Genomic DNA, 18,291 nt, shown 5'->3' with positions numbered 1-18,291 from the left:
GCTCTGATAAACATTTAGGAGGTTTCAGTAAATGATCGTTCAACCTTACCGCCCCGTAACTTATACCATCGGTAGTGTCTCTTCTTCAGGTATGCCAATGTCTTCCGGAATGCCGATGTCATCTGGAATGCAAGGCATGGGCAGCATGCCACCCCAAGTAAGCAGTGGCAGTCCAATGACTCCAGGGGGAGTAGTAGTTCAGAATCCACCACAAACGTTCGAACAATCCTACATTGAGAATATTTTCCGCCTGAATTTAGGAAAAGTAGGTACGTTTTATTTTACTTATGAGAACAATAAAGACTGGAATGCCAAAGTTTACAAGGGTGTGCTGGAAGCGGCAGGCCGTGACCACATTATTATCAGTGACCCTGCGACCGGCCAACGCACCGTCTTACTTATGATTTATTTTGATTATGCTACCTTCGATGAGCCCCTTACTTACCAATACCCAGGTGTAATTGGCAATCCTCCAACGATGAGAAATTGTCGCTAAATTTAATCCATCTTCGATGAGAAGAACTCCAACGCCAAAAGGTTAGGAGTTCTTTTTATTTGTGATGAATTTATGGAATAATCTTGATAATCATCGCCCATTTTTTTTCGAAAGGACACGCATGCTTGCGGTTTGCCCCAATATATTAATATAATAAAGTATATATTCAAAAACGTGATTCTAGACTGGAGATGAAACCATTGGGAAATTGATACTGAAAGGAACAAACGGCAAGCATTTTGCCAATACTCTGAAAAAACGAAGGAGGTGGGCCTATCCATCCATGTACGGAAAATGGTGGATAGGAGTATAAATTGAGCGACCCTTTACCCGGTATATTACATGTTGGTCTTATTATTTTGTTGGTATTGTTAAACGGATTTTTTGTTTCAGTCGAATATGCAATGGTGAAAGTACGAAGTGGTAGAATTGATACCCTGATTGAAGAAGGTAGTAAAAAAGCTTTTAATGCAAAAAGCATTGTCAGCAACCTGGATGGCTACCTCTCAGCCTGTCAGCTCGGCATTACATTGGCTTCGCTTGCATTAGGGTGGCTGGGTCAACCAGCTATAGCTAATCTTATCGGGCCTTTATTAGGAAGCATAGGTTTAGGAGAAACTGCTGTTAATGTTGTATCTTTGGTTATTGCTCTTATGTTCATTACTATCTTGCATATCGTATTAGGTGAGCTTGCACCTAAGACCATTGCTGTTAACAAGGCTGAATCTGTCCTTTTACTAACAGCAGGACCGATGAATGTATTTTACAAAATCATGTATCCAGTGATATGGATCGTTAATGGGCTGGCGCGTGGTTTACTGCAAATTTTCCGATTAGCCCCGGCTTCAGAGCTGGGAACGGCGCATACGGAAGAAGAAATTCGTATTATCATGCAGGAAAGTAACAAAAGCGGCTTTATAGATAATACTGAAATGGCGTTAGTTGACAATATTTTTGAATTTGTGGATACCATGGCTCGGGAGATTATGATTCCGCGGACAGAGATGATCTGTCTGAATAATCATGTTTCTGCTGAGGAGAACCTTGAGATTGCCTATGATGGCATGAGGACACGTTATCCCGTCTGTGACGGTGATAAGGATCATATTTTAGGCTTCATCCATATAAAGGACTTAATTAAGGATCGTCCACAAAGTTATCAGAAATTAATTCGTCCAATATTGACCGTGCCGGAATCCATTCAGATTAGTGCTTTGCTGAAAGTTATGCAGCGTGCGAAGACACAAATCGCCATATTGATCGATGAGTATGGGGGTACTTCAGGAATGGTGACACTGGAAGATATCATGGAGGAAATTGTTGGAGAAATTCAGGATGAATTTGATGAGGAACGTCCCGGTGTTGAGAAGCTTGGCGAGGATGAACACTCCATTGACGGTTTGATGCTTATTGAAGAGATTAATGATCTTTTAGGTCTTCATATGGAGACTGAGGATTACGATACGATAGGCGGCTGGCTGTATTCTAAATTGGAGGTTAATCCACCTCAAAAAGGGCAATCCGTAGAATTTGATGATCATCTATTTATTGTAGAAGAGACTGAGAATAAGCGAATTTCTCGAATTAAGCTATTGCGGTTACAGTTATTGAATGAAGAAGCTGGAGCTTAATGGAATTATATATTTTTAAAATAAGAGCAGCGTTTCTCCTTTTGGAGTTACGCTGTTTTTTTTGACCATACTGTTTGCCAAAAAGAGATTAATAATTATATAATTTTAAATGTATATGATAAAAACTACATTAGTCCCTAGAGGACAGAAAGGAATTCTCCTTGAGTAAACCTAAAAAAAGTCCAAATGTTCCCCAGTTGAGCAAACAAGAGAAACGACGGGTAGAACAGGAGCAACAGAAGCAGAAAACGAGAATTTTAGTTATTAGTTCAATAGCTGTAGTAGTTATCATTTTTGTTGGATTGTTTATGTTAGCTTCGAAAGATGCAGCAAAGAATGTCTCTACAGGAGAACCGGTAGAATTCAATTACAGTGAGCTACCTAGGATTGGTAATGAGGATGCACCTGTTAAGCTTGTTGAATTTGGTGATTTCAAATGTCCAGCTTGTTCCCAATTTGCTGGCTCCATGAAACCGAAAATTGTTCAAGATTTTGTCAACGAGGGAAAAGCAGCTCTTTACTTTGTAAATATGGCTTTTGTTGGTCCTGACTCTGAGACAGCTTCACTAGCTGCATTGTCTGTATACCATCAGAATAAGGATGAATTCTGGAAGTTCTATGATGCTGTGTATGCGCAGCAAGGGGATGAGAGCGTGGAATGGGCCACTGAGGATTTCTTGGTAAGCCTTGCTGAAAAAGAGAAATTAGCGATCGATTATGATCTGTTGCGTAAAGACATCCAAGAGAAAACTTATGCAGATGAGCTGAAGAAAGACATTCAGTTGGCAACTGACGCAGGCGTGACAACTACGCCTTCGCTCTACATTAATGGAGTGAAAACGGCTGAACCTTTCGATATTGAAGCGATTACATCTGAAATTAACACCGCCGCAAAAGCAGTGGAGGCAAAGTGACAAAATTCCTATCTTTTTGCAAGCGTAACTGCCTCTATCTGGCCTGGTTCGTCTCTTTGGTTGCTGTAGCTGGTAGCTTGTATTTAAGTGAAGTCTTGAAGTATGAACCTTGTAAGCTTTGCTGGTTTCAGCGGATTTTTATGTATCCGCAGTTATTTTTATTGGGAATTGCCACTTTCCGTGGAGATAAGCGCATCATTCCTTATGTGCTTCCATTAAGTTTGATTGGTGGCAGTATCTCAATCTATCATTATGCGGAACAGAAGATTCCAGCGTTAAGTAAAGTTCTACCTTGTACAGTTGGTGTTCCTTGTAATAAAGATTACTTGAACTACTTCGGATTTATAACGATTCCTTTGTTAGCTTTAATAGCGTTTGCTCTAATAAGTCTCCTTCTTTGGTATGGACGTAGGGAAGAAGAAGTGATTGAAGTAGATGCTGAGGAGAGCTTAGGATTTTAGTTTTTACTTTGGAAGGTACAAAAAAGCTGAAAAGGTATTAAAATCACGGGCTAGAGGGATAATTGAAGATAATGAAAGAGAGCATCCAATAAGACGCTATATTTGAGCTTATTGGATGTTTTTTCATTCTTTTTTCATTTTTTTCAACGCTTTACTGTAGGCACTTTGTAGACTAATATTAGACCTTGTGAGAAGTTGAATATGCGCTGAATTTTCTTAGGAAAAACGGGGGAACCAAACTTGGCATTCATGCCAATGGGGTGAATCGGAACCGGGTCGAACAGACCTCTACCGTAGGGCTATAACCACAGCCCGAATCCGCCAGCTAACCTCGTAAGCAAGGTGGGAAAATGACCATGCATAAGCATGCGGATCATTTCCGTATGCTTATTTTTGTGTCTGCATTTATGAAATCCACCGATGAAAACAGCGCACGGAAATTCCGTTTCAGCTCCCAAAGAAAGGAACTGTATCCACCATGGTAAGCAAGGTAAAACGACTATTGATCGGACGTCCGATGAAGTCGAATGAACTCGATCATGAAAAGTTATCCAAGGTTAAAGCACTGGCTGTTCTGTCTTCTGATGCGCTCTCGTCTGTAGCCTACGGAACGGAACAAATTCTGATTGTACTAGTGGCTGCCGGGTTTACTGCCATCTGGTATTCCCTGCCAATTGCATTAGCCGTATTGGGCCTGCTGGCCATCCTGATTTTATCCTATCGGCAGACGATTTTTGCTTATCCGCAAGGAGGCGGAGCTTATATCGTAGCCAAGAGTAATCTTGGTATTCCGACAGGGCTGCTCGCTGGGGGTTCATTATTGGTGGATTACATTCTTACCGTAGCGGTTAGTGCCTCGGCAGGGACGGATGCGATCACATCGGCTTTTCCAAGTCTTCATAATCATACTGTTCTCATCGCTGTATCTGTTATCGTTTTATTAACAATCATTAATCTTCGCGGAGTGACTGAATCGGCTTCATTTATCGCAATTCCAGTGTATTTGTTTGTGGTTTCGATTGTTGTTCTGATTATCTCCGGTATCGTTAAATATGCAATGGGTGGCGCGCATGCGAATGTTCCTGAAATAGGCAGCGCCGTATCTAATGTAAGTTTGTTTCTACTATTAAAAGCGTTTAGCTCTGGTTGTTCAGCCCTAACGGGGGTTGAGGCCGTATCTAATGCGATCCCAAACTTTAAAGCACCCGCTGAGAAGAATGCAGCCAAGACGCTAATGATCATGGGACTTATCCTTGGCTTTATGTTTACCGGAATCACTGTGCTGGCGTATTGGTATGGGATTGTGCCAGATGAAAAGGCTACGGTTGTCTCTCAGATCGCTGAATCGACCTTTGGCCGTGGCGGATTGTACTTTTTCATTCAAGGGATTACAGCAGTGATTTTGTTCTTGGCAGCTAATACAGCATATTCAGCGTTTCCGCTGCTTGCCTTTATGTTTGCAAAAGATAAATATCTGCCACATGCATTTATGGTCCGTGGTGACCGCCTTGGCTTCTCAAACGGCATTATTTTTCTAGGAGTTATGTCTATCATACTTGTGACTGCATTCCATGGGAATACGGAAGGTTTGATTCCACTATATGCGGTAGGCGTGTTCATTCCTTTTACCTTATCCCAACTGGGGATGATGGTGCATTGGATCAAAACAAGACCCGCTGGATGGGTGAAAAGATTTGTAGTAAATACCATCGGTATGCTGACTACATTGACGATTACGCTTATATTTATCATTACTAAATTCTCGAGCGTATGGATGGCATTCATTTTCTTACCTGCTGTAATGTTCGTGTTCCACCGTATTCATAAGCACTATTTGAACACTGCGGATCAACTGCGTATATGTCCGGCTACGGATAAACCTGTAATTAAAGGAAGTACTGTAGTTGTTCCTGTAGCAGGGGTTACACGTGCTGTATTACATTCCATCAGCTATGCGAAGTCTCTAACAGATAATGTTGTTGCTGTGTATGTAGGCTTTGATGAAGAAGACATTCATAAGATGGAGCAACGGTGGGAGGAATGGAATCCAGGTGTACGCCTGATTGTACTTCGTTCCAGATATCGTAGTATCATTCGTCCGTTAGTGAAGTTTATCGATACGGTAGAGTGGAAGACCGCTGCGACGGATCACATCACGATTCTGATTCCACAGTTTATTACCAAACATTGGTGGCAAGCCGTGCTTCATAATCAGACCAGCTTTTTAATCCGCTCGTATCTAATGAATCAAAAGGACGTTGTAGTAGCGACTGTCCCGTATCATTTAAATAAATAAGTAGAAGATTAAAGATGAGGTTATATCCGGAACGTTCGGAATATAACCTCTTTTGTATTTTATATGAAGGAAATTGTTGCAAATCCACAGAATTTGAAATTTATATGTTGACACAGAGAATGAGAATCAATATCATTTAAAAGTGAAGCAGAGGTAAAGGTCACCTTTGAATATCAAAGCAGTTACATATAGGAGGGTTTTTAATGTTTTGGCTTAACAGAAAAAGATCAGGAAGCATGAAAGTGACGATGAGCGGACTAATAGTGATGACGCTAATACTTTCCGCTTGTGGTAATAATAATGCTGAAAGCTCATCAAATGCAGGAACAGCGCCTACAACAGCGCCTACAGCAGAATCTACAGAGGCACCTGCTGCACCTAAGACGTTAACAGATGCAATGGGTCATAAAGTAACGATTCCGGCTAATCCACAGCGCGTTCTGGGTTCATATTTGGAAGACTCTTTGGTAACTCTGGGTGTAACTCCAGTAGCTCAATGGTCAGTTACAAATGGCGTTCAGGATTATCTGGCCACTGAATTGAAGGATGTTCCTACAATTAGTTACGACCTTCCGTTAGAGGCTGTAACCAGCTTTGCTCCGGATCTTATTATCATCCCATCGGAGTCTTCTGTTCAGAACGGGATTTACGATCAGTTGAATAAGATTGCACCCACTTATGTAATTGGGGATGAACTAAATCAAGATTGGCGCAAATCGTTGCTCAAGATGGGTGAGATTTTGAACAAAACCCCTGAAGCAGAAAAAGCCATCAAAGATTATGATGTTAAAGCAGCGGCTGCGAAAGAACAGCTTACAGGAGCTATTGGACAAGAGTCCGCGGCGATTCTATGGTTGGTGCAAAAAAACTTCTATATTGTAGACGAAACCCGCAGCAGTGGAGCTGTATTATATACAGACCTTGGCGTAACGCTGCCTAACTTAGTAACAGAGATCCCAGTAGGAACAAGAGCAACTTGGAATCCGATCTCACTAGAGAAGCTTTCTGAGCTGACCGCAGATCATATTTTCCTTGTAAATAGTGATAAGACTGAGGGTTCGGAGATTCTAGATAGTGCAATCTGGAAGGGCATCCCAGCTGTAAAAGCTGGAAATGTGCATGAAATGAGCTCAACAAGCAGTTGGCTTTACAGTGGGGCGAACGCTGGCAGCAAAATCATTGACGATGTGCTAAAAAGTCTTGTGAAATAAAAGTCGTAATTCACCATGAATGAGACTGATCATTTCGGTGGGGAAGGGCGTGCAGATCAAGTATCTCGGGATACAAAGATCTGCACCATTTTTTTATAAACCAATCCCATAGTACGGAAAAATCGTTCCTGCAATTGTACAACATAAATATTTTTGCGATAATGAGAATGATTGTTGTTATCATATAAACCATTGTAACTATTGAATAAGGAGACGACTCATGGTTTCACCCTCAGATTTCGCAAATCGTATTAAAAATGAACCCAAAAAAGCTCTACATACCCGACCGGCAGCTGCCATTGGTATTCTTATTTTTGGACTTGCTGCCATTGCCTTCGGATTGGCACTTTCGGTCTCAGTGGGTGCGGCAGATATCAAGTTAGCTACGGTATGGGAAGCTATATTTCATTTCAATCCAGATTTACAAAAACATCAGGTGATTAGAGAACTGCGATTTCCACGTGCTATTGCTGGCGCCTTAGTCGGTGCTTGCTTCGCAGTAGCAGGGGCTATCATGCAGGGGATGACAAGAAACCCGCTTGCGGATTCAGGGCTGTTAGGTTTGAATGCAGGAGCAGGGGTAGCGCTGGCCATAGTATTTGCTTTTGCACCCTCACTCTCATTCACTTCACTAATGTTGTATTGCTTTATCGGTGCCGCTGTGGCCTCTTTTATCGTATTCGGAATCGGTTCGCTTTCTTTTAATGGCCTGACCCCCTTGCGATTGACATTAGCAGGTTCGGCAGTTAGTGCTTTATTGGTTGCTATTAGTCAGGGAGTAGCTATTCTTTTCAACTTATCTCAGGACATAGCCTTCTGGTTAGCTGGTGGGATGGGTGGAGCTAGCTGGACTCAGATCAAGATTATATTCCCTTGGGTGGCCGTAGCCTTAATTGCAGCGATGATGTTATCACGATCCGTCACATTGCTCAGCTTAGGAAGAGAAGTTGCGGTTGGTCTGGGGCAGCGGACAAGGTTAGTTCAATTGGCATGTATGATTGTTGTGGTTATCTTAGCTGGAAGTGCGGTTTCAACGGTTGGCCCGATTGCTTTTATAGGACTAATTATTCCACATGTTACACGTTATTTCGTTGGAGTGGACTACCGCTGGATTATCCCTTGCTCGGCAGTTCTAGGGAGCTTATTGATTATCTTTGCAGATATTGCCGCAAGAATGATAAATGCACCTTATGAGACACCGCTAGGAGCTTTAATTGCCATCATCGGCGTACCGTTCTTTATTTATTTAGCGAGTAAGCGGAAGGGGGAGCTGTAATGCCCAAATTAACCCTTACTCCAGATGAAAAAGAACGCCGCACACGCGCCTTAACGGTGTTAGTGCTCCTTGCTATACTGATCGTCGTTGTGTTTATAGTCAGTATGAATACAGGGTTTATGCGTCTATCCCCACTAGAGGTATTACATACACTCATGGGTGATGGAACACATCAGCAAAAGCTTATTTTATTTGATTTCAGATTACCCCGCATCGTAATTTCATTGTTAGTTGGAGCGGGCTTTGCAGTATCGGGCTGTATTCTACAAAGTCTCGCACGTAATGCACTCGCAGAACCGGCTACGCTGGGCATAAGTGCTGGTGCAGGTTTTGCGGTAATCATTTTTATCTCGTTTTTTCCGGCTACAACAGCAGCTCCGGTATTTGTCTTGCCTCTCCTAGCGCTTGGTGGGGCTGGCCTGACCGCAGCTTTAATCTATATTCTTGCCTACCGGAAGGCAGATGGTCTGTCTCCTACAAGGCTGATCCTTATCGGGATTGCGGTCGCTGCAGGAATCAATGCTTGCCAGCTTGTAATGGCACTTAGGCTTGATCCTAATAATTATCAATTTGTAGCTACTTGGATCGCCGGGAAAATATGGGGTGGGGATTGGAGATTCGTCCTTGCTTTGCTGCCTTGGATCGCGATTCTGTTACCGTTCGCCTTCTATAAAGCCCGGGTTCTAAATGTATTGAATCTAGGGGACCATACTTCATTAGGTCTAGGAATGCGTGTGGAGAAGGAACGTATTCTCCTTCTGGTAACAGCCGTAGCGCTTGCCGGCTCCTGCGTCGCGGTAAGCGGAGGTATTGGCTTCGTCGGCCTGATAGCACCACATCTGGCTCGCAGGCTGGTGGGACCCCGTCATCAGGTGTTATTACCTGCTAGTGCTTTGACAGGGGCGCTTCTTATGATTACCGCTGATACCATTGGTAGATGGGTATTGCAACCTGCCGAAGTTCCTACTGGCATTGTGGTTGCGATTATTGGCGCACCTTACTTTTTATATTTACTCGCCAAGTCGAAAGCGTAAATTAGTTCATACTTAGGAGCATAGCTCCATAAAACTTTTAAGGGAGTTGTAGATCATGTCAGAACGTTTGAATACAGAAGAATTAAGTATTGGGTATGCTGAGGCTACTATAGTTAAGGGATTGAACTTGTCTATCCCTACGGGGAAAATCACCGCACTAGTGGGCGCTAACGGCTCCGGTAAATCTACAATCCTCAAAACGATGGCCCGGATTATGAAGCCGAAGAGTGGCACCGTAATGCTGGACGGCAAATCGATCCATAACTTTTCAACTAAAGAGGTTGCTCGTCAGCTAGCGATTCTACCGCAGAACCCAACGGCTCCTGACGGTCTGACGGTATCTGAGCTGGTCAGCTACGGTCGTTTCCCTCATCAAAAAGGATTTGGCACGATGACTGCAGAGGATCGCAACATCATCTCCAACGCCATCTCTGTTACGGGCATGGAATCTTTTCATGATCGCCCTATTGACCGTCTCTCTGGTGGACAACGTCAACGCGCTTGGATCGCTATGGCGTTGGCTCAAGAAACAGATATTTTATTCCTTGACGAGCCTACAACGTTCCTAGATATGGCGCATCAGCTCGAAGTTCTTCAACTTTTGCAAAAGCTGAATGAGGAAGAAGGCCGTACCATTATCATGGTCGTGCATGATTTGAATCATGCTACTCGTTATGCGCAGCATATGGTAGCGATTAAGTCCGGTACTGTGGTTAGCGAAGGCTCACCTACTGAGGTTATGACACCAGATGTATTGCGGGAAGTGTTTGGAATTGAAGCGGATATCGTTCCGGATCCACGTACGGGTGTGCCACTGTGTCTTCCTTACGAGCTTGCTGCCTATAAAGCTGTGTAATTATCATCTAAAAACATACAACGAACAGGCTCCCGTCATTGACAAGGGAGCCTGTTCGTTGTTACAGTTGTGGTTGCCTACAATTTCATAATAACTCTTTAAAATAGATCAAGGACCATCATTTATACATGGTTAAAGGAGCATGAAAACATGAATATTGACAAAATTCAAGATGATCTAGAGCAGCTAATGACCGCAGGAATAGTGAAAAGTCATGAGAATTTAAAAGATCACGTGTACACTAAAATGGGCGGCAAAGCTGATATTTTGGCTGCACCAGCTACTTATGATGAAATTCAAAAGATCGTTACATATGCAGAACAAAATGGGATAACCCTTACGGTACTTGGGAATGGCTCCAATGTGATTATCCGTGATGGAGGGGTACGTGGAATCGTTCTGCAAACAGCAGGACTTACCGAAATGGGAATTCGCGACAATCTCTTATATGCGCAATGTGGTGCCAAAATAATTGATGTTTCCAGATATGCGCGTGATAAGGAGCTTACGGGTCTTGAGTTCGCCTGTGGCATTCCAGGAACAGTTGGTGGAGCGCTCTATATGAACGCAGGTGCTTATGGCGGTGAGATCAAAGATGTCCTGCATAGTGCACTAGCTATAAATAAGAACGGGCAATTGGTAACTCTGCAAGGAGATGAGCTGCAATGGGGATACAGAAAAAGTGTATTCGCAAGCGGTGAGTATATTGTACTTGAGGCCAAATTTGCTATGACTTCCGGTGATGTTTTAACGATCAAGGCAAAAATGGATGAACTAACTTATTTACGTGAATCGAAGCAACCGCTTGAGTATCCATCCTGTGGGAGTGTATTTAAGCGGCCTCCAGGCCGTTTTGCAGGTCAGTTAATTCAAGAGAGCGGCTTACAGGGTACAAGAATCGGCGGTGCTGAGGTATCCAAGAAGCATGCGGGATTTATTGTGAATGCAGATAATGCAACAGCCAGTGATTACATCGGGCTAATCCACCATGTAAGAGCGACTGTGAAGGATAAATTCGGTGTAGAGCTGGAAACGGAAGTGGAGATCATTGGAGAAGAATAAATGATAAGCAAAAAGAGCCCGCAGATCGCTGTGGGCTCTTTTTGCTTATCATAATCATGTTCGTTTAATCTACTGAAAGGGTGTAATTAGCTCTGTCCGTAGTTATTTCTGCCTTGCGGTCGGCTAAGTCTACGATTTGAAGACCTTCAACAGCTAAATCATAAGTGGATTGTGGCAGGGATACCAGTTCACCATCGGCGTTAAGTGTGCTGCCAAAACCTCTTAATATCAGTGCACTTCCAAGATATTCATCAATTACGTCGTCTGCACTCCGGAAATCTACGGACTCTAAATTGAAATGAACTTTATCCAAATCACGAAGTTCTTTCTTTTCAATAGCGATTGTTTCATTCAAATGATTGTTAAGCCAATCCATAAGCTGCTGTATACTTTGTTCCATAAAATGCTCCCACCCTTAGCTCGAAGATTATTATGAATAAGTTACCCTTTTCTTAGGATTTGAATCCTTTTTTTTGCCACATATTAATTAACTGTATGAATAATTCATGTGATTAAAAAAGAAATTCACGAACAAATTGGCATTGTTTTTGAACTTCATAAACTCTACATACGCAGATCTATCCGCGGTAACCTGGAGTTATTTGTTGATCTATATAAGGTAACAGTAAAGAGTAGAACTTGTCAGGAGCGGGCTACCCATGGTATAGTTCAAGACGCAATATGCTTTAAGAAGAAGTCTGCGCTAAAGTTGTGCAGGAGAGGTTCGCGAACTCCCTCTATAAAAAACTAAGAATATATTAAACAGTACAAGCGGTTGCTGTCCTTTATCCGGACGTTGCTTCCGTTTCTTCTTAGTGGAGCCAAGTTTTCGAAATCTCGTTCTTCTTTCCATTACCGGCCAAGGCCGAAGGAAAAGAGAGGGGTTTTTTGTCGTGTCAGAAGGAAGATTGAAAGAGGAAATGCAAGAAGTTACTTTGCTTGGTAATCAGGGAACACAGTACAAGTTTGGTTATGATCCAGACATTCTGGAGGTGTTTGATAACAAACATCCCGGGCGTGATTATTTTGTTAAATTCAACTGCCCTGAGTTCACTAGCTTGTGTCCTGTAACGGGTCAGCCGGATTTTGCCACGCTGTATATTTCGTATATTCCTGAACAAAAAATGGTGGAGTCCAAATCATTAAAGCTGTATCTGTTTAGCTTCCGCAACCATGGTGATTTTCATGAGGACTGTGTCAACATTATTATGAATGATCTGATCTCACTGATGGATCCGCGTTACATTGAGGTATGGGGCAAGTTCACTCCGCGCGGAGGCATTTCAATTGATCCTTATTGCAACTATGGAAGACCGGGTACGAAGTATGAGGCGATGGCGGAACACCGCTTAATCAATCACGACCTCTATCCAGAAAAAGTGGACAACCGCTAAATTCCAACTTGTGATAAGGAGAGATTCATATGAACAAAAAAGCACTCGTCGTATTCAGCGGCGGACAAGATAGCACCACTTGCCTGGTTTGGGCATTGCAGCAGTATGAGGAAGTGCAGGTAGTTACTTTCAACTATAATCAACGTCATGCGGCTGAAATCGAAGTTGCAACAGAGATAGCAGCTAAGTTTAATGTAAAACAGCATATTCTTGATCTGGGGCTGCTCAATCAGCTGGCACCCAATGCACTTACCCGTCAGGATATAGATATCGTGGCTGGTGAAGGAGATGAGCTTCCAAGTACTTTCGTTGATGGACGGAATTTGTTGTTTTTATCTTTTGCCGCAATATTAGCTAAACAACTGGGGTACTCCCATATCGTCACTGGGGTTTGCCAAACGGACTTTAGCGGTTATCCGGACTGCCGTGATGTTTTTGTGAAATCATTGAATGTTACGTTGAACTTATCTATGGACTATGAGTTTGCGATCCACACTCCCCTAATGTGGCTGGATAAAAAAGAAACGTGGAAAATGGCCGATGAACTGGGGTATTTTGATTATGTTCGCGAACACACACTGACCTGTTACAACGGTATTATTGGCAGTGGCTGCGGTACTTGTCCAGCCTGTCTATTGCGTCAGCGTGGTCTTGAGCAATATGAGGCGGAGAGAATGGAGGCCGGTTCTTAATGCTTAACGAGGTTTCAGTCTGCAAAATATTTACGTTCGATGCGGCACACCAGTTAGTGGGACACAAAGGGAAATGCAGCAACCTGCACGGACATACTTATAAGCTCGAAGTAGTGCTTAAGGGCAAACCTATGGCCGCGGAAGGCCACTCGGATGAAGGTTTCGTCATTGATTTCAGCGATATCAAAATGACAGTACAACAAAGCCTTGTAGATCGTTTAGATCACGCTTTTCTTGCCATGGGAAATGAACCTGTGTTAGAGACGTTAACGAATACGGGCTCCAAAGTAGCCTTATTGTCTTTCCGCACCACAGTAGAGAATATGTCTTCATATATTGCCTACAAGCTTAAGCAAGCAGGGTTGCCTTTGTACTCGGTAAAGCTATGGGAGACTCCAACCTCTTGGGCAGAGGTGCTGGCTGAAGATGTTCCGGATGAAGGGCCATCCTACCGTTTGTATGGAGGCTGTGACTGTGAGTAAGATTCCTGTCATTGAAATGTTCGGTCCAACTATTCAAGGCGAAGGTGCGGTAATTGGAGTGAAGACAATGTTTGTCCGCACCTATGGCTGCGATTATCGTTGCGGCTGGTGTGACTCCGCTTTTACTTGGGATGGTACGGCTAAGAATAAGGTTCGCATGATGGAAGCAGAAGAAATCATAAATGAATTATTGGCATTAGCTGGAGATAATTTCGACTGTGTTACGATTTCAGGCGGTAATCCTGCCTTGATTGGTGAAGGAATGGGTACCTTCATCAAACTGCTTCATGAGCGTGGAATAAAAGCAGCGATAGAAACTCAGGGGAGTAAATGGCAGGATTGGTTCAATGACGTGGATGTGCTGACAATCAGTCCTAAACCCCCAAGCTCAGGAATGACAACGAATTGGGAAATGCTAGATAACATCATGAGTAAGATGGAGAAACTGGGTCGTTCTACGCATAGCTTGAAGGTCGTAGTGTTTGATGATAAGGATTTTGATTATGCGAAAAACGTTCACCAGCGATATCCGAATGTGCAGCTCTTTCTGCAGCCTGGTAATGATGATGTCACGGAAGAGGGCAACATTTCTGCTCGACTTCTGGGAAGGCTGGAGTGGTTGTTTAATAAAGTAATCGTGGATTCGGATATGAACAAGGTTCGTGTACTTCCACAGCTGCATGCATTGATCTGGCATAATAAGCGTGGCAAATAAATGATTGATGAAATCGTCCGGGTATCTGCTTACAGATACTCGGTTTTTAGTTTTAACATTTGTAACTTCTAGCAGGTAGATAGTCTGTCCCAGTTTCTGGTATGATTTTGAAAAAAGCTCTTGGAGGTTATTCATTTGGAACAATCAACAGCATTATTAATTATCGATGTTCAAGAAGCCATGTTCTCCTATGATCTAAAGCTGTACGATGAAGAGGGTGTGATGGAAAGGATTGTCTCCCTTCAGCAAAAAGCTCGATTAGCAGGTACTCCTATTGTGTATATTCAACATACCGAAGATGAGGAGTACACAAAAGGTACACCCACTTGGCAGATCAGTCACCGCATCACACCGCAGGAAGGCGAAGTTATCGTTGAGAAGCCTACTTGGGATGCTTTTCACCGAACGGAACTGCAAGATGAACTCCAAAAGCTCGGGATCACGGATCTGGTGATCTGTGGGATGCAAAGTGAATTCTGTCTGGATACGACAATAAGACGCGCATACAGCATGGGATATAAAAGTGTACTGGTCTCAGACGCTCATAGCACCTTTGATAATGGGGTTCTGAGTAGTAGGGAGATCGTTAAGCATCATAATGCGATAATTGGAGGTAGATTCGCCCAGTTACGAGCTGAAAGCGAGGTTCAGTTCTAGATGAATACACCCCAGGCTGCCATGAAGCCTATTCAGCGTTCTCGCCTTAGATTGTTTGCTGGCAAACGATATTTTATTTGGAAAAGATATTTGAAATGGTGCACTGGACGAAGCAAAATAGCGAGGCAGCGTACGGATGAAACATTATCTTATGCAGCTATGACTCATGCTACCCCGTTATTAAGAAGTCTTCGGAATGTAGATATGGTGCTTCAATACAATAAAATAACTAACTTACGGCTGGCAATTGCGAAGCTGGATGGACTTGTTGTGCACCCGGGGGAGACTTTTTCCTACTGGAGAAGTATTGGTAAGCCCACTAAGCGAAAAGGGTATCTGCAGGGTATGGTGCTGCATTATGGTGGTTTTCATTCCGGGGTTGGAGGAGGCTTATGCCAGTTGTCTAATCTGATCTATTGGATGGCACTGCATACGCCACTTACCGTTATGGAACGGCATCGTCATAGTTATGATGTATTTCCAGATGAACAACGTACGCAACCTTTTGGAAGCGGGGCGACTTGTTCTTATAACTATTTGGATCTTCAATTAAAAAATAACACCGCTCAAACGTATCAACTAAAGCTCTGGCTGGACGATAGCCATTTACACGGGGAGTGGAGATGCAATGAGCAGGCGTTTTATGATTATGAAGTATACGAAAGTGATCATAGGATTAGTCTAGAGCCTTGGGGCGGATATATACGCAGTAACAAGATCAGTCGAAAAGTATATACACGCTCTGGAGATCTAATTGGAGATGAAGCTGTAACTGATAATTACGCACTAATGATGTATTCTCCGCTTCTTCATGGATAAGAGGTTAGGGCTTAGGGATATAACATAGAAAGGCATGAAAATTATATCTCTAGACCATCTCCAAAGGAGCGGATTAACAGCATGAAAGCACTAACCTACCAAGGGAAGAAAAAAGTGAAAGTTAAAGAAGTAGCTGATCCGAAGCTTGAGAAAAAAGATGACATCCTCGTTCGGATTACCACTACGGCGATTTGTGGCTCGGATCTGCACATTTATAACGGGGAAATTCCAGGTATGCATGATGATTATGTTATTGGTCATGAGCCAATGGGGATTGTTGAGGAAGTGGGACCTGACGTAACTAAAGTCAAAAAAGGTGACCGAGTCATCATCCCCTTTAATGTCGCCTGTGGGCAGTGTTTTTTCTGCCAGCATGAGATGGAGAGCCAATGCGACAATGCTAATGACGCCAAGGACACAGGCGGTTATCTTGGTTATTCCGATACTTATGGCGGTTTTGCAGGCGGACAAGCTGAATTGCTGCGGGTACCTTATGGTAATTTTGGTCCTTTTGTCGTTCCGGAGGATGCAGAAATGGAAGATGAGCGGCTTCTTTTCTTATCGGATATCGTTCCTACTGCTTGGTGGGGAGTAGAAAGCGCGGGAGTGAAGCCGGGAGATACAGTCATTGTTCTCGGCTGCGGGCCCGTTGGACTGCTAACTCAAAAGTTTGCTTGGATCAAAGGTGCCTCTAGAGTCATTGCTGTTGACCATATCGGCTACCGATTGCAACATGCGAAGCTGACCAATAATGTTGAAGTTTATAATTTCGAAGAGATCAAGGACATTGGGGCTCATTTGAAGGAGATCACTCGTGGGGGCGCAGATGTGGTTATTGACTGTGTAGGTTTAGATGCCAAAATATCTGCTTTGGAGAAAGTGGAAACCACTCTGAAGCTACAGGGAGGCTCACTCAGTGCATTTAGAATGGCCTCGGATATCGTACGTAAATTCGGAACTATTCAGCTTGTGGGAGTTTATGGGCTTAATTACAATATGTTCCCTTTGGGTCATCTATTTGAACGCAACATTACTTTAAAAATGGGACAAGCGCCGGTGATTCACTATATGCCGTTGCTGTATAAGATGATTAAAGAAAATAAATTTGATCCTACAGATATCATTACGCATCGCCTGCCAATTAGTAAAGCGGAGCATGGCTATGACGTTTTTAGTGAGAAAAAAGAGGATTGCATCAAGGTTGTTCTGAAGCCGTAGCCTTTTAAGAAGCATGAGCTTTCGTCAGAAATGACATTGCTTGTGCTTTTTTTAGTGAAATCTTATGAAAATAGATGCATTTTTTCACGGTCTGCGTTAAATTAACATAAGTGACTTAAGATATTGAAAGGACGCGTAACATGTGAAACTTAAAAAACCGCCACTTCCGATTCCACTATTAATGTTGATAGGGATTGTGGCCATCTCTTTTTCCGCCATTTTTATTAAATGGTCTGATGCACCTGCATCTATACAAGGCATGTACAGATTATTATTTACCTCACTGCTGATGCTGCCTTTTGCAAGACCCTATAGTGGAGCTGCTTTTGCTCTTCGTAAAAAAGACTGGCTAATGCTCATCCTCTCAGGCGCAATGCTTGCGCTGCACTTTTTGCTATGGATGGGATCATTAAAGTATACTTCGGTAGCTAGTTCAACAATGATCATGGCCCTGGAGCCTGTATTCATTATGCTGGGTGTTTATTTTTTGTATAAGGAAAAGACAGCTCTGTCCGCTATTCTAGGGCTTGGCATTGCGATTGGCGGTGTCGTGTTTATCGGCTGGGGTGATATTGGAATCTCTGCAGATAATCTAAAAGGTGATCTATTATCGGTCGGAGGCACTGTCGCGGTAGCTGTACATATGCTGATCGGTCAAAAGCTTGTGGTGCGCATGCCCTCTTATTTATATAGCTTGATTGTCTTCTTATCAGCCGCTGGCGTGTTTGCCGTATACAATCTGTTCATGGGGATTTCCTTTTTTAATTATCCGGCCAAGGAATGGGGAATCTTTGTATTGTTAGCAGTGGTGCCAACGGTGTTTGGCCATATTTTGTTTAATTGGTTACTACAATATGTATCCGCGACTACGGTTTCAATGAACATTTTAGGAGAACCAGTGGGTGCCAGTATCTTAGCGTATTTACTCTTGGGTGAACAGCTAACAACCTTACAATGGGCAGGTGGGCTGCTCGTTATGATTGGCCTCGCAGTATATTTGTACGCGGGAAGAAGGAAAACTATCCGGATGGCTGATGCCATTCAGAATGCTTCATAACAGATATTTTACACATAAAG

Annotated in this window: 19 protein-coding genes and 2 riboswitches; of the genes, 18 read left to right on the top strand and 1 reads right to left on the bottom strand. The window is 43.1% G+C overall.

What is annotated here, in order from left to right; translation table 11 throughout:
- Window positions 1-31 precede the first annotated feature (31 nt).
- The 10 genes from gerQ (at window position 32) to murB (ending at window position 11,237) form a co-directional block, all read left to right on the top strand.
- A complete protein-coding gene (gerQ, locus tag MHH50_RS16570; RefSeq protein ID WP_036687556.1) occupies window positions 32-496 on the top strand; it encodes a spore coat protein GerQ in 465 nt (154 codons plus the stop codon).
- 314 nt (window positions 497-810) lie between these two features.
- Window positions 811-2,127 (top strand): hemolysin family protein, encoded by a 1,317-nt coding sequence (locus MHH50_RS16565; protein ID WP_036687555.1) that lies wholly within the window; start codon window positions 811-813, stop codon window positions 2,125-2,127.
- Window positions 2,128-2,324: 197 nt separating this feature from the next.
- Window positions 2,325-3,041: a DsbA family protein gene (locus MHH50_RS16560; protein WP_076126808.1), complete on the top strand. Its 717-nt coding sequence runs from the start codon at window positions 2,325-2,327 to the stop codon at window positions 3,039-3,041.
- Window positions 3,038-3,502: a disulfide oxidoreductase gene (locus MHH50_RS16555; RefSeq protein WP_076126701.1), complete on the top strand. Its 465-nt coding sequence runs from the start codon at window positions 3,038-3,040 to the stop codon at window positions 3,500-3,502. Before MHH50_RS16560 ends, MHH50_RS16555 begins: the two co-directional genes overlap by 4 nt.
- A 194-nt stretch (window positions 3,503-3,696) precedes the next feature.
- Window positions 3,697-3,856: riboswitch (cyclic di-AMP (ydaO/yuaA leader) on the top strand.
- A gap of 124 nt (window positions 3,857-3,980) precedes the next feature.
- A complete protein-coding gene (locus MHH50_RS16550; protein ID WP_076126699.1) occupies window positions 3,981-5,798 on the top strand; it encodes an APC family permease in 1,818 nt (605 codons plus the stop codon).
- A 203-nt stretch (window positions 5,799-6,001) separates the two neighbouring features.
- The gene (locus MHH50_RS16545) at window positions 6,002-7,009 is read left to right on the top strand and encodes an iron-hydroxamate ABC transporter substrate-binding protein (protein WP_081387190.1); all 1,008 of its coding nucleotides are present in this window, start codon (window positions 6,002-6,004) and stop codon (window positions 7,007-7,009) included.
- 220 nt (window positions 7,010-7,229) lie between these two features.
- Window positions 7,230-8,285 (top strand): iron ABC transporter permease, encoded by a 1,056-nt coding sequence (locus MHH50_RS16540; RefSeq protein ID WP_076217749.1) that lies wholly within the window; start codon window positions 7,230-7,232, stop codon window positions 8,283-8,285.
- Window positions 8,285-9,319 carry an iron ABC transporter permease gene (locus MHH50_RS16535; protein ID WP_076308311.1) on the top strand — a complete coding sequence of 345 codons (1,035 nt, stop codon included), beginning with the start codon at window positions 8,285-8,287 and terminating at the stop codon, window positions 9,317-9,319. Before MHH50_RS16540 ends, MHH50_RS16535 begins: the two co-directional genes overlap by 1 nt.
- A 55-nt stretch (window positions 9,320-9,374) precedes the next feature.
- Window positions 9,375-10,175: an ABC transporter ATP-binding protein gene (locus MHH50_RS16530; protein WP_036687549.1), complete on the top strand. Its 801-nt coding sequence runs from the start codon at window positions 9,375-9,377 to the stop codon at window positions 10,173-10,175.
- A gap of 150 nt (window positions 10,176-10,325) precedes the next feature.
- Window positions 10,326-11,237: a UDP-N-acetylmuramate dehydrogenase gene (gene murB, locus MHH50_RS16525; RefSeq protein ID WP_076304129.1), complete on the top strand. Its 912-nt coding sequence runs from the start codon at window positions 10,326-10,328 to the stop codon at window positions 11,235-11,237.
- Between the two features lie 64 nt (window positions 11,238-11,301).
- Here the strand turns inward: murB and MHH50_RS16520 are convergent, their stop codons facing one another.
- The gene (locus tag MHH50_RS16520) at window positions 11,302-11,637 is read right to left on the bottom strand and encodes a hypothetical protein (protein ID WP_036687547.1); all 336 of its coding nucleotides are present in this window, start codon (window positions 11,635-11,637) and stop codon (window positions 11,302-11,304) included.
- A 313-nt stretch (window positions 11,638-11,950) separates the two neighbouring features.
- A riboswitch (PreQ1 riboswitch) is annotated at window positions 11,951-11,994 on the top strand.
- A gap of 163 nt (window positions 11,995-12,157) precedes the next feature.
- Between MHH50_RS16520 and queF the strand changes: the two genes are divergently transcribed.
- The 8 genes from queF to MHH50_RS16480 all read left to right on the top strand — a co-directional run bounded on the left by queF (window position 12,158) and on the right by MHH50_RS16480 (window position 18,271).
- Window positions 12,158-12,631, top strand: coding sequence for a preQ(1) synthase (gene queF, locus MHH50_RS16515; protein ID WP_036687775.1), 474 nt, complete (start codon window positions 12,158-12,160; stop codon window positions 12,629-12,631).
- Between the two features lie 29 nt (window positions 12,632-12,660).
- Window positions 12,661-13,323 carry a 7-cyano-7-deazaguanine synthase QueC gene (gene queC, locus MHH50_RS16510; RefSeq protein WP_076138738.1) on the top strand — a complete coding sequence of 221 codons (663 nt, stop codon included), beginning with the start codon at window positions 12,661-12,663 and terminating at the stop codon, window positions 13,321-13,323.
- Window positions 13,323-13,805 (top strand): 6-carboxytetrahydropterin synthase, encoded by a 483-nt coding sequence (locus tag MHH50_RS16505; RefSeq protein WP_036687544.1) that lies wholly within the window; start codon window positions 13,323-13,325, stop codon window positions 13,803-13,805. The genes queC and MHH50_RS16505 overlap by 1 nt, the downstream gene beginning before the upstream one ends.
- Window positions 13,798-14,520 (top strand): 7-carboxy-7-deazaguanine synthase QueE, encoded by a 723-nt coding sequence (queE, locus tag MHH50_RS16500; protein WP_076279356.1) that lies wholly within the window; start codon window positions 13,798-13,800, stop codon window positions 14,518-14,520. Before MHH50_RS16505 ends, queE begins: the two co-directional genes overlap by 8 nt.
- Window positions 14,521-14,655: 135 nt before the next feature.
- Complete coding sequence (locus MHH50_RS16495) at window positions 14,656-15,177, top strand: cysteine hydrolase family protein (RefSeq protein WP_076126689.1); 522 nt, start codon at window positions 14,656-14,658, stop codon at window positions 15,175-15,177.
- On the top strand, window positions 15,178-15,996 hold the full coding sequence (locus tag MHH50_RS16490) for a VanW family protein (RefSeq protein ID WP_340033148.1): 819 nt from the start codon (window positions 15,178-15,180) through the stop codon (window positions 15,994-15,996).
- 81 nt (window positions 15,997-16,077) lie between these two features.
- Window positions 16,078-17,214 (top strand): zinc-dependent alcohol dehydrogenase, encoded by a 1,137-nt coding sequence (locus tag MHH50_RS16485; protein WP_340033147.1) that lies wholly within the window; start codon window positions 16,078-16,080, stop codon window positions 17,212-17,214.
- Between the two features lie 142 nt (window positions 17,215-17,356).
- On the top strand, window positions 17,357-18,271 hold the full coding sequence (locus MHH50_RS16480) for a DMT family transporter (RefSeq protein ID WP_175618917.1): 915 nt from the start codon (window positions 17,357-17,359) through the stop codon (window positions 18,269-18,271).
- The last annotated feature ends 20 nt before the right edge of the window (window positions 18,272-18,291 follow it).

Source organism: Paenibacillus sp. FSL H3-0302 (assembly GCF_037982245.1).
In the GTDB taxonomy this organism is placed as follows: Bacteria; Bacillota; Bacilli; order Paenibacillales; family Paenibacillaceae; genus Paenibacillus_AQ; species Paenibacillus_AQ odorifer.
The sequence above is the reverse complement of the archived record's forward strand: the minus strand, read 5'-3'. Positions and strand labels throughout refer to the sequence as shown.

What these genes read in the sequence shown, in the direction of transcription:
- gerQ (WP_036687556.1), top strand. Translation starts at nt 32, where the DNA reads ATGATCGTTCAACCTTACCGCCCCGTAACTTATACCATCGGTAGTGTC.
- MHH50_RS16550 (WP_076126699.1), top strand. Translation starts at nt 3,981, where the DNA reads ATGGTAAGCAAGGTAAAACGACTATTGATCGGACGTCCGATGAAGTCG.
- MHH50_RS16545 (WP_081387190.1), top strand. Translation starts at nt 6,002, where the DNA reads ATGTTTTGGCTTAACAGAAAAAGATCAGGAAGCATGAAAGTGACGATG.
- MHH50_RS16540 (WP_076217749.1), top strand. Translation starts at nt 7,230, where the DNA reads ATGGTTTCACCCTCAGATTTCGCAAATCGTATTAAAAATGAACCCAAA.
- MHH50_RS16535 (WP_076308311.1), top strand. Translation starts at nt 8,285, where the DNA reads ATGCCCAAATTAACCCTTACTCCAGATGAAAAAGAACGCCGCACACGC.
- MHH50_RS16530 (WP_036687549.1), top strand. Translation starts at nt 9,375, where the DNA reads ATGTCAGAACGTTTGAATACAGAAGAATTAAGTATTGGGTATGCTGAG.
- murB (WP_076304129.1), top strand. Translation starts at nt 10,326, where the DNA reads ATGAATATTGACAAAATTCAAGATGATCTAGAGCAGCTAATGACCGCA.
- MHH50_RS16520 (WP_036687547.1), bottom strand. Translation starts at nt 11,637, where the DNA reads ATGGAACAAAGTATACAGCAGCTTATGGATTGGCTTAACAATCATTTG.
- queF (WP_036687775.1), top strand. Translation starts at nt 12,158, where the DNA reads ATGCAAGAAGTTACTTTGCTTGGTAATCAGGGAACACAGTACAAGTTT.
- queC (WP_076138738.1), top strand. Translation starts at nt 12,661, where the DNA reads ATGAACAAAAAAGCACTCGTCGTATTCAGCGGCGGACAAGATAGCACC.
- MHH50_RS16505 (WP_036687544.1), top strand. Translation starts at nt 13,323, where the DNA reads ATGCTTAACGAGGTTTCAGTCTGCAAAATATTTACGTTCGATGCGGCA.
- MHH50_RS16490 (WP_340033148.1), top strand. Translation starts at nt 15,178, where the DNA reads ATGAATACACCCCAGGCTGCCATGAAGCCTATTCAGCGTTCTCGCCTT.
- MHH50_RS16485 (WP_340033147.1), top strand. Translation starts at nt 16,078, where the DNA reads ATGAAAGCACTAACCTACCAAGGGAAGAAAAAAGTGAAAGTTAAAGAA.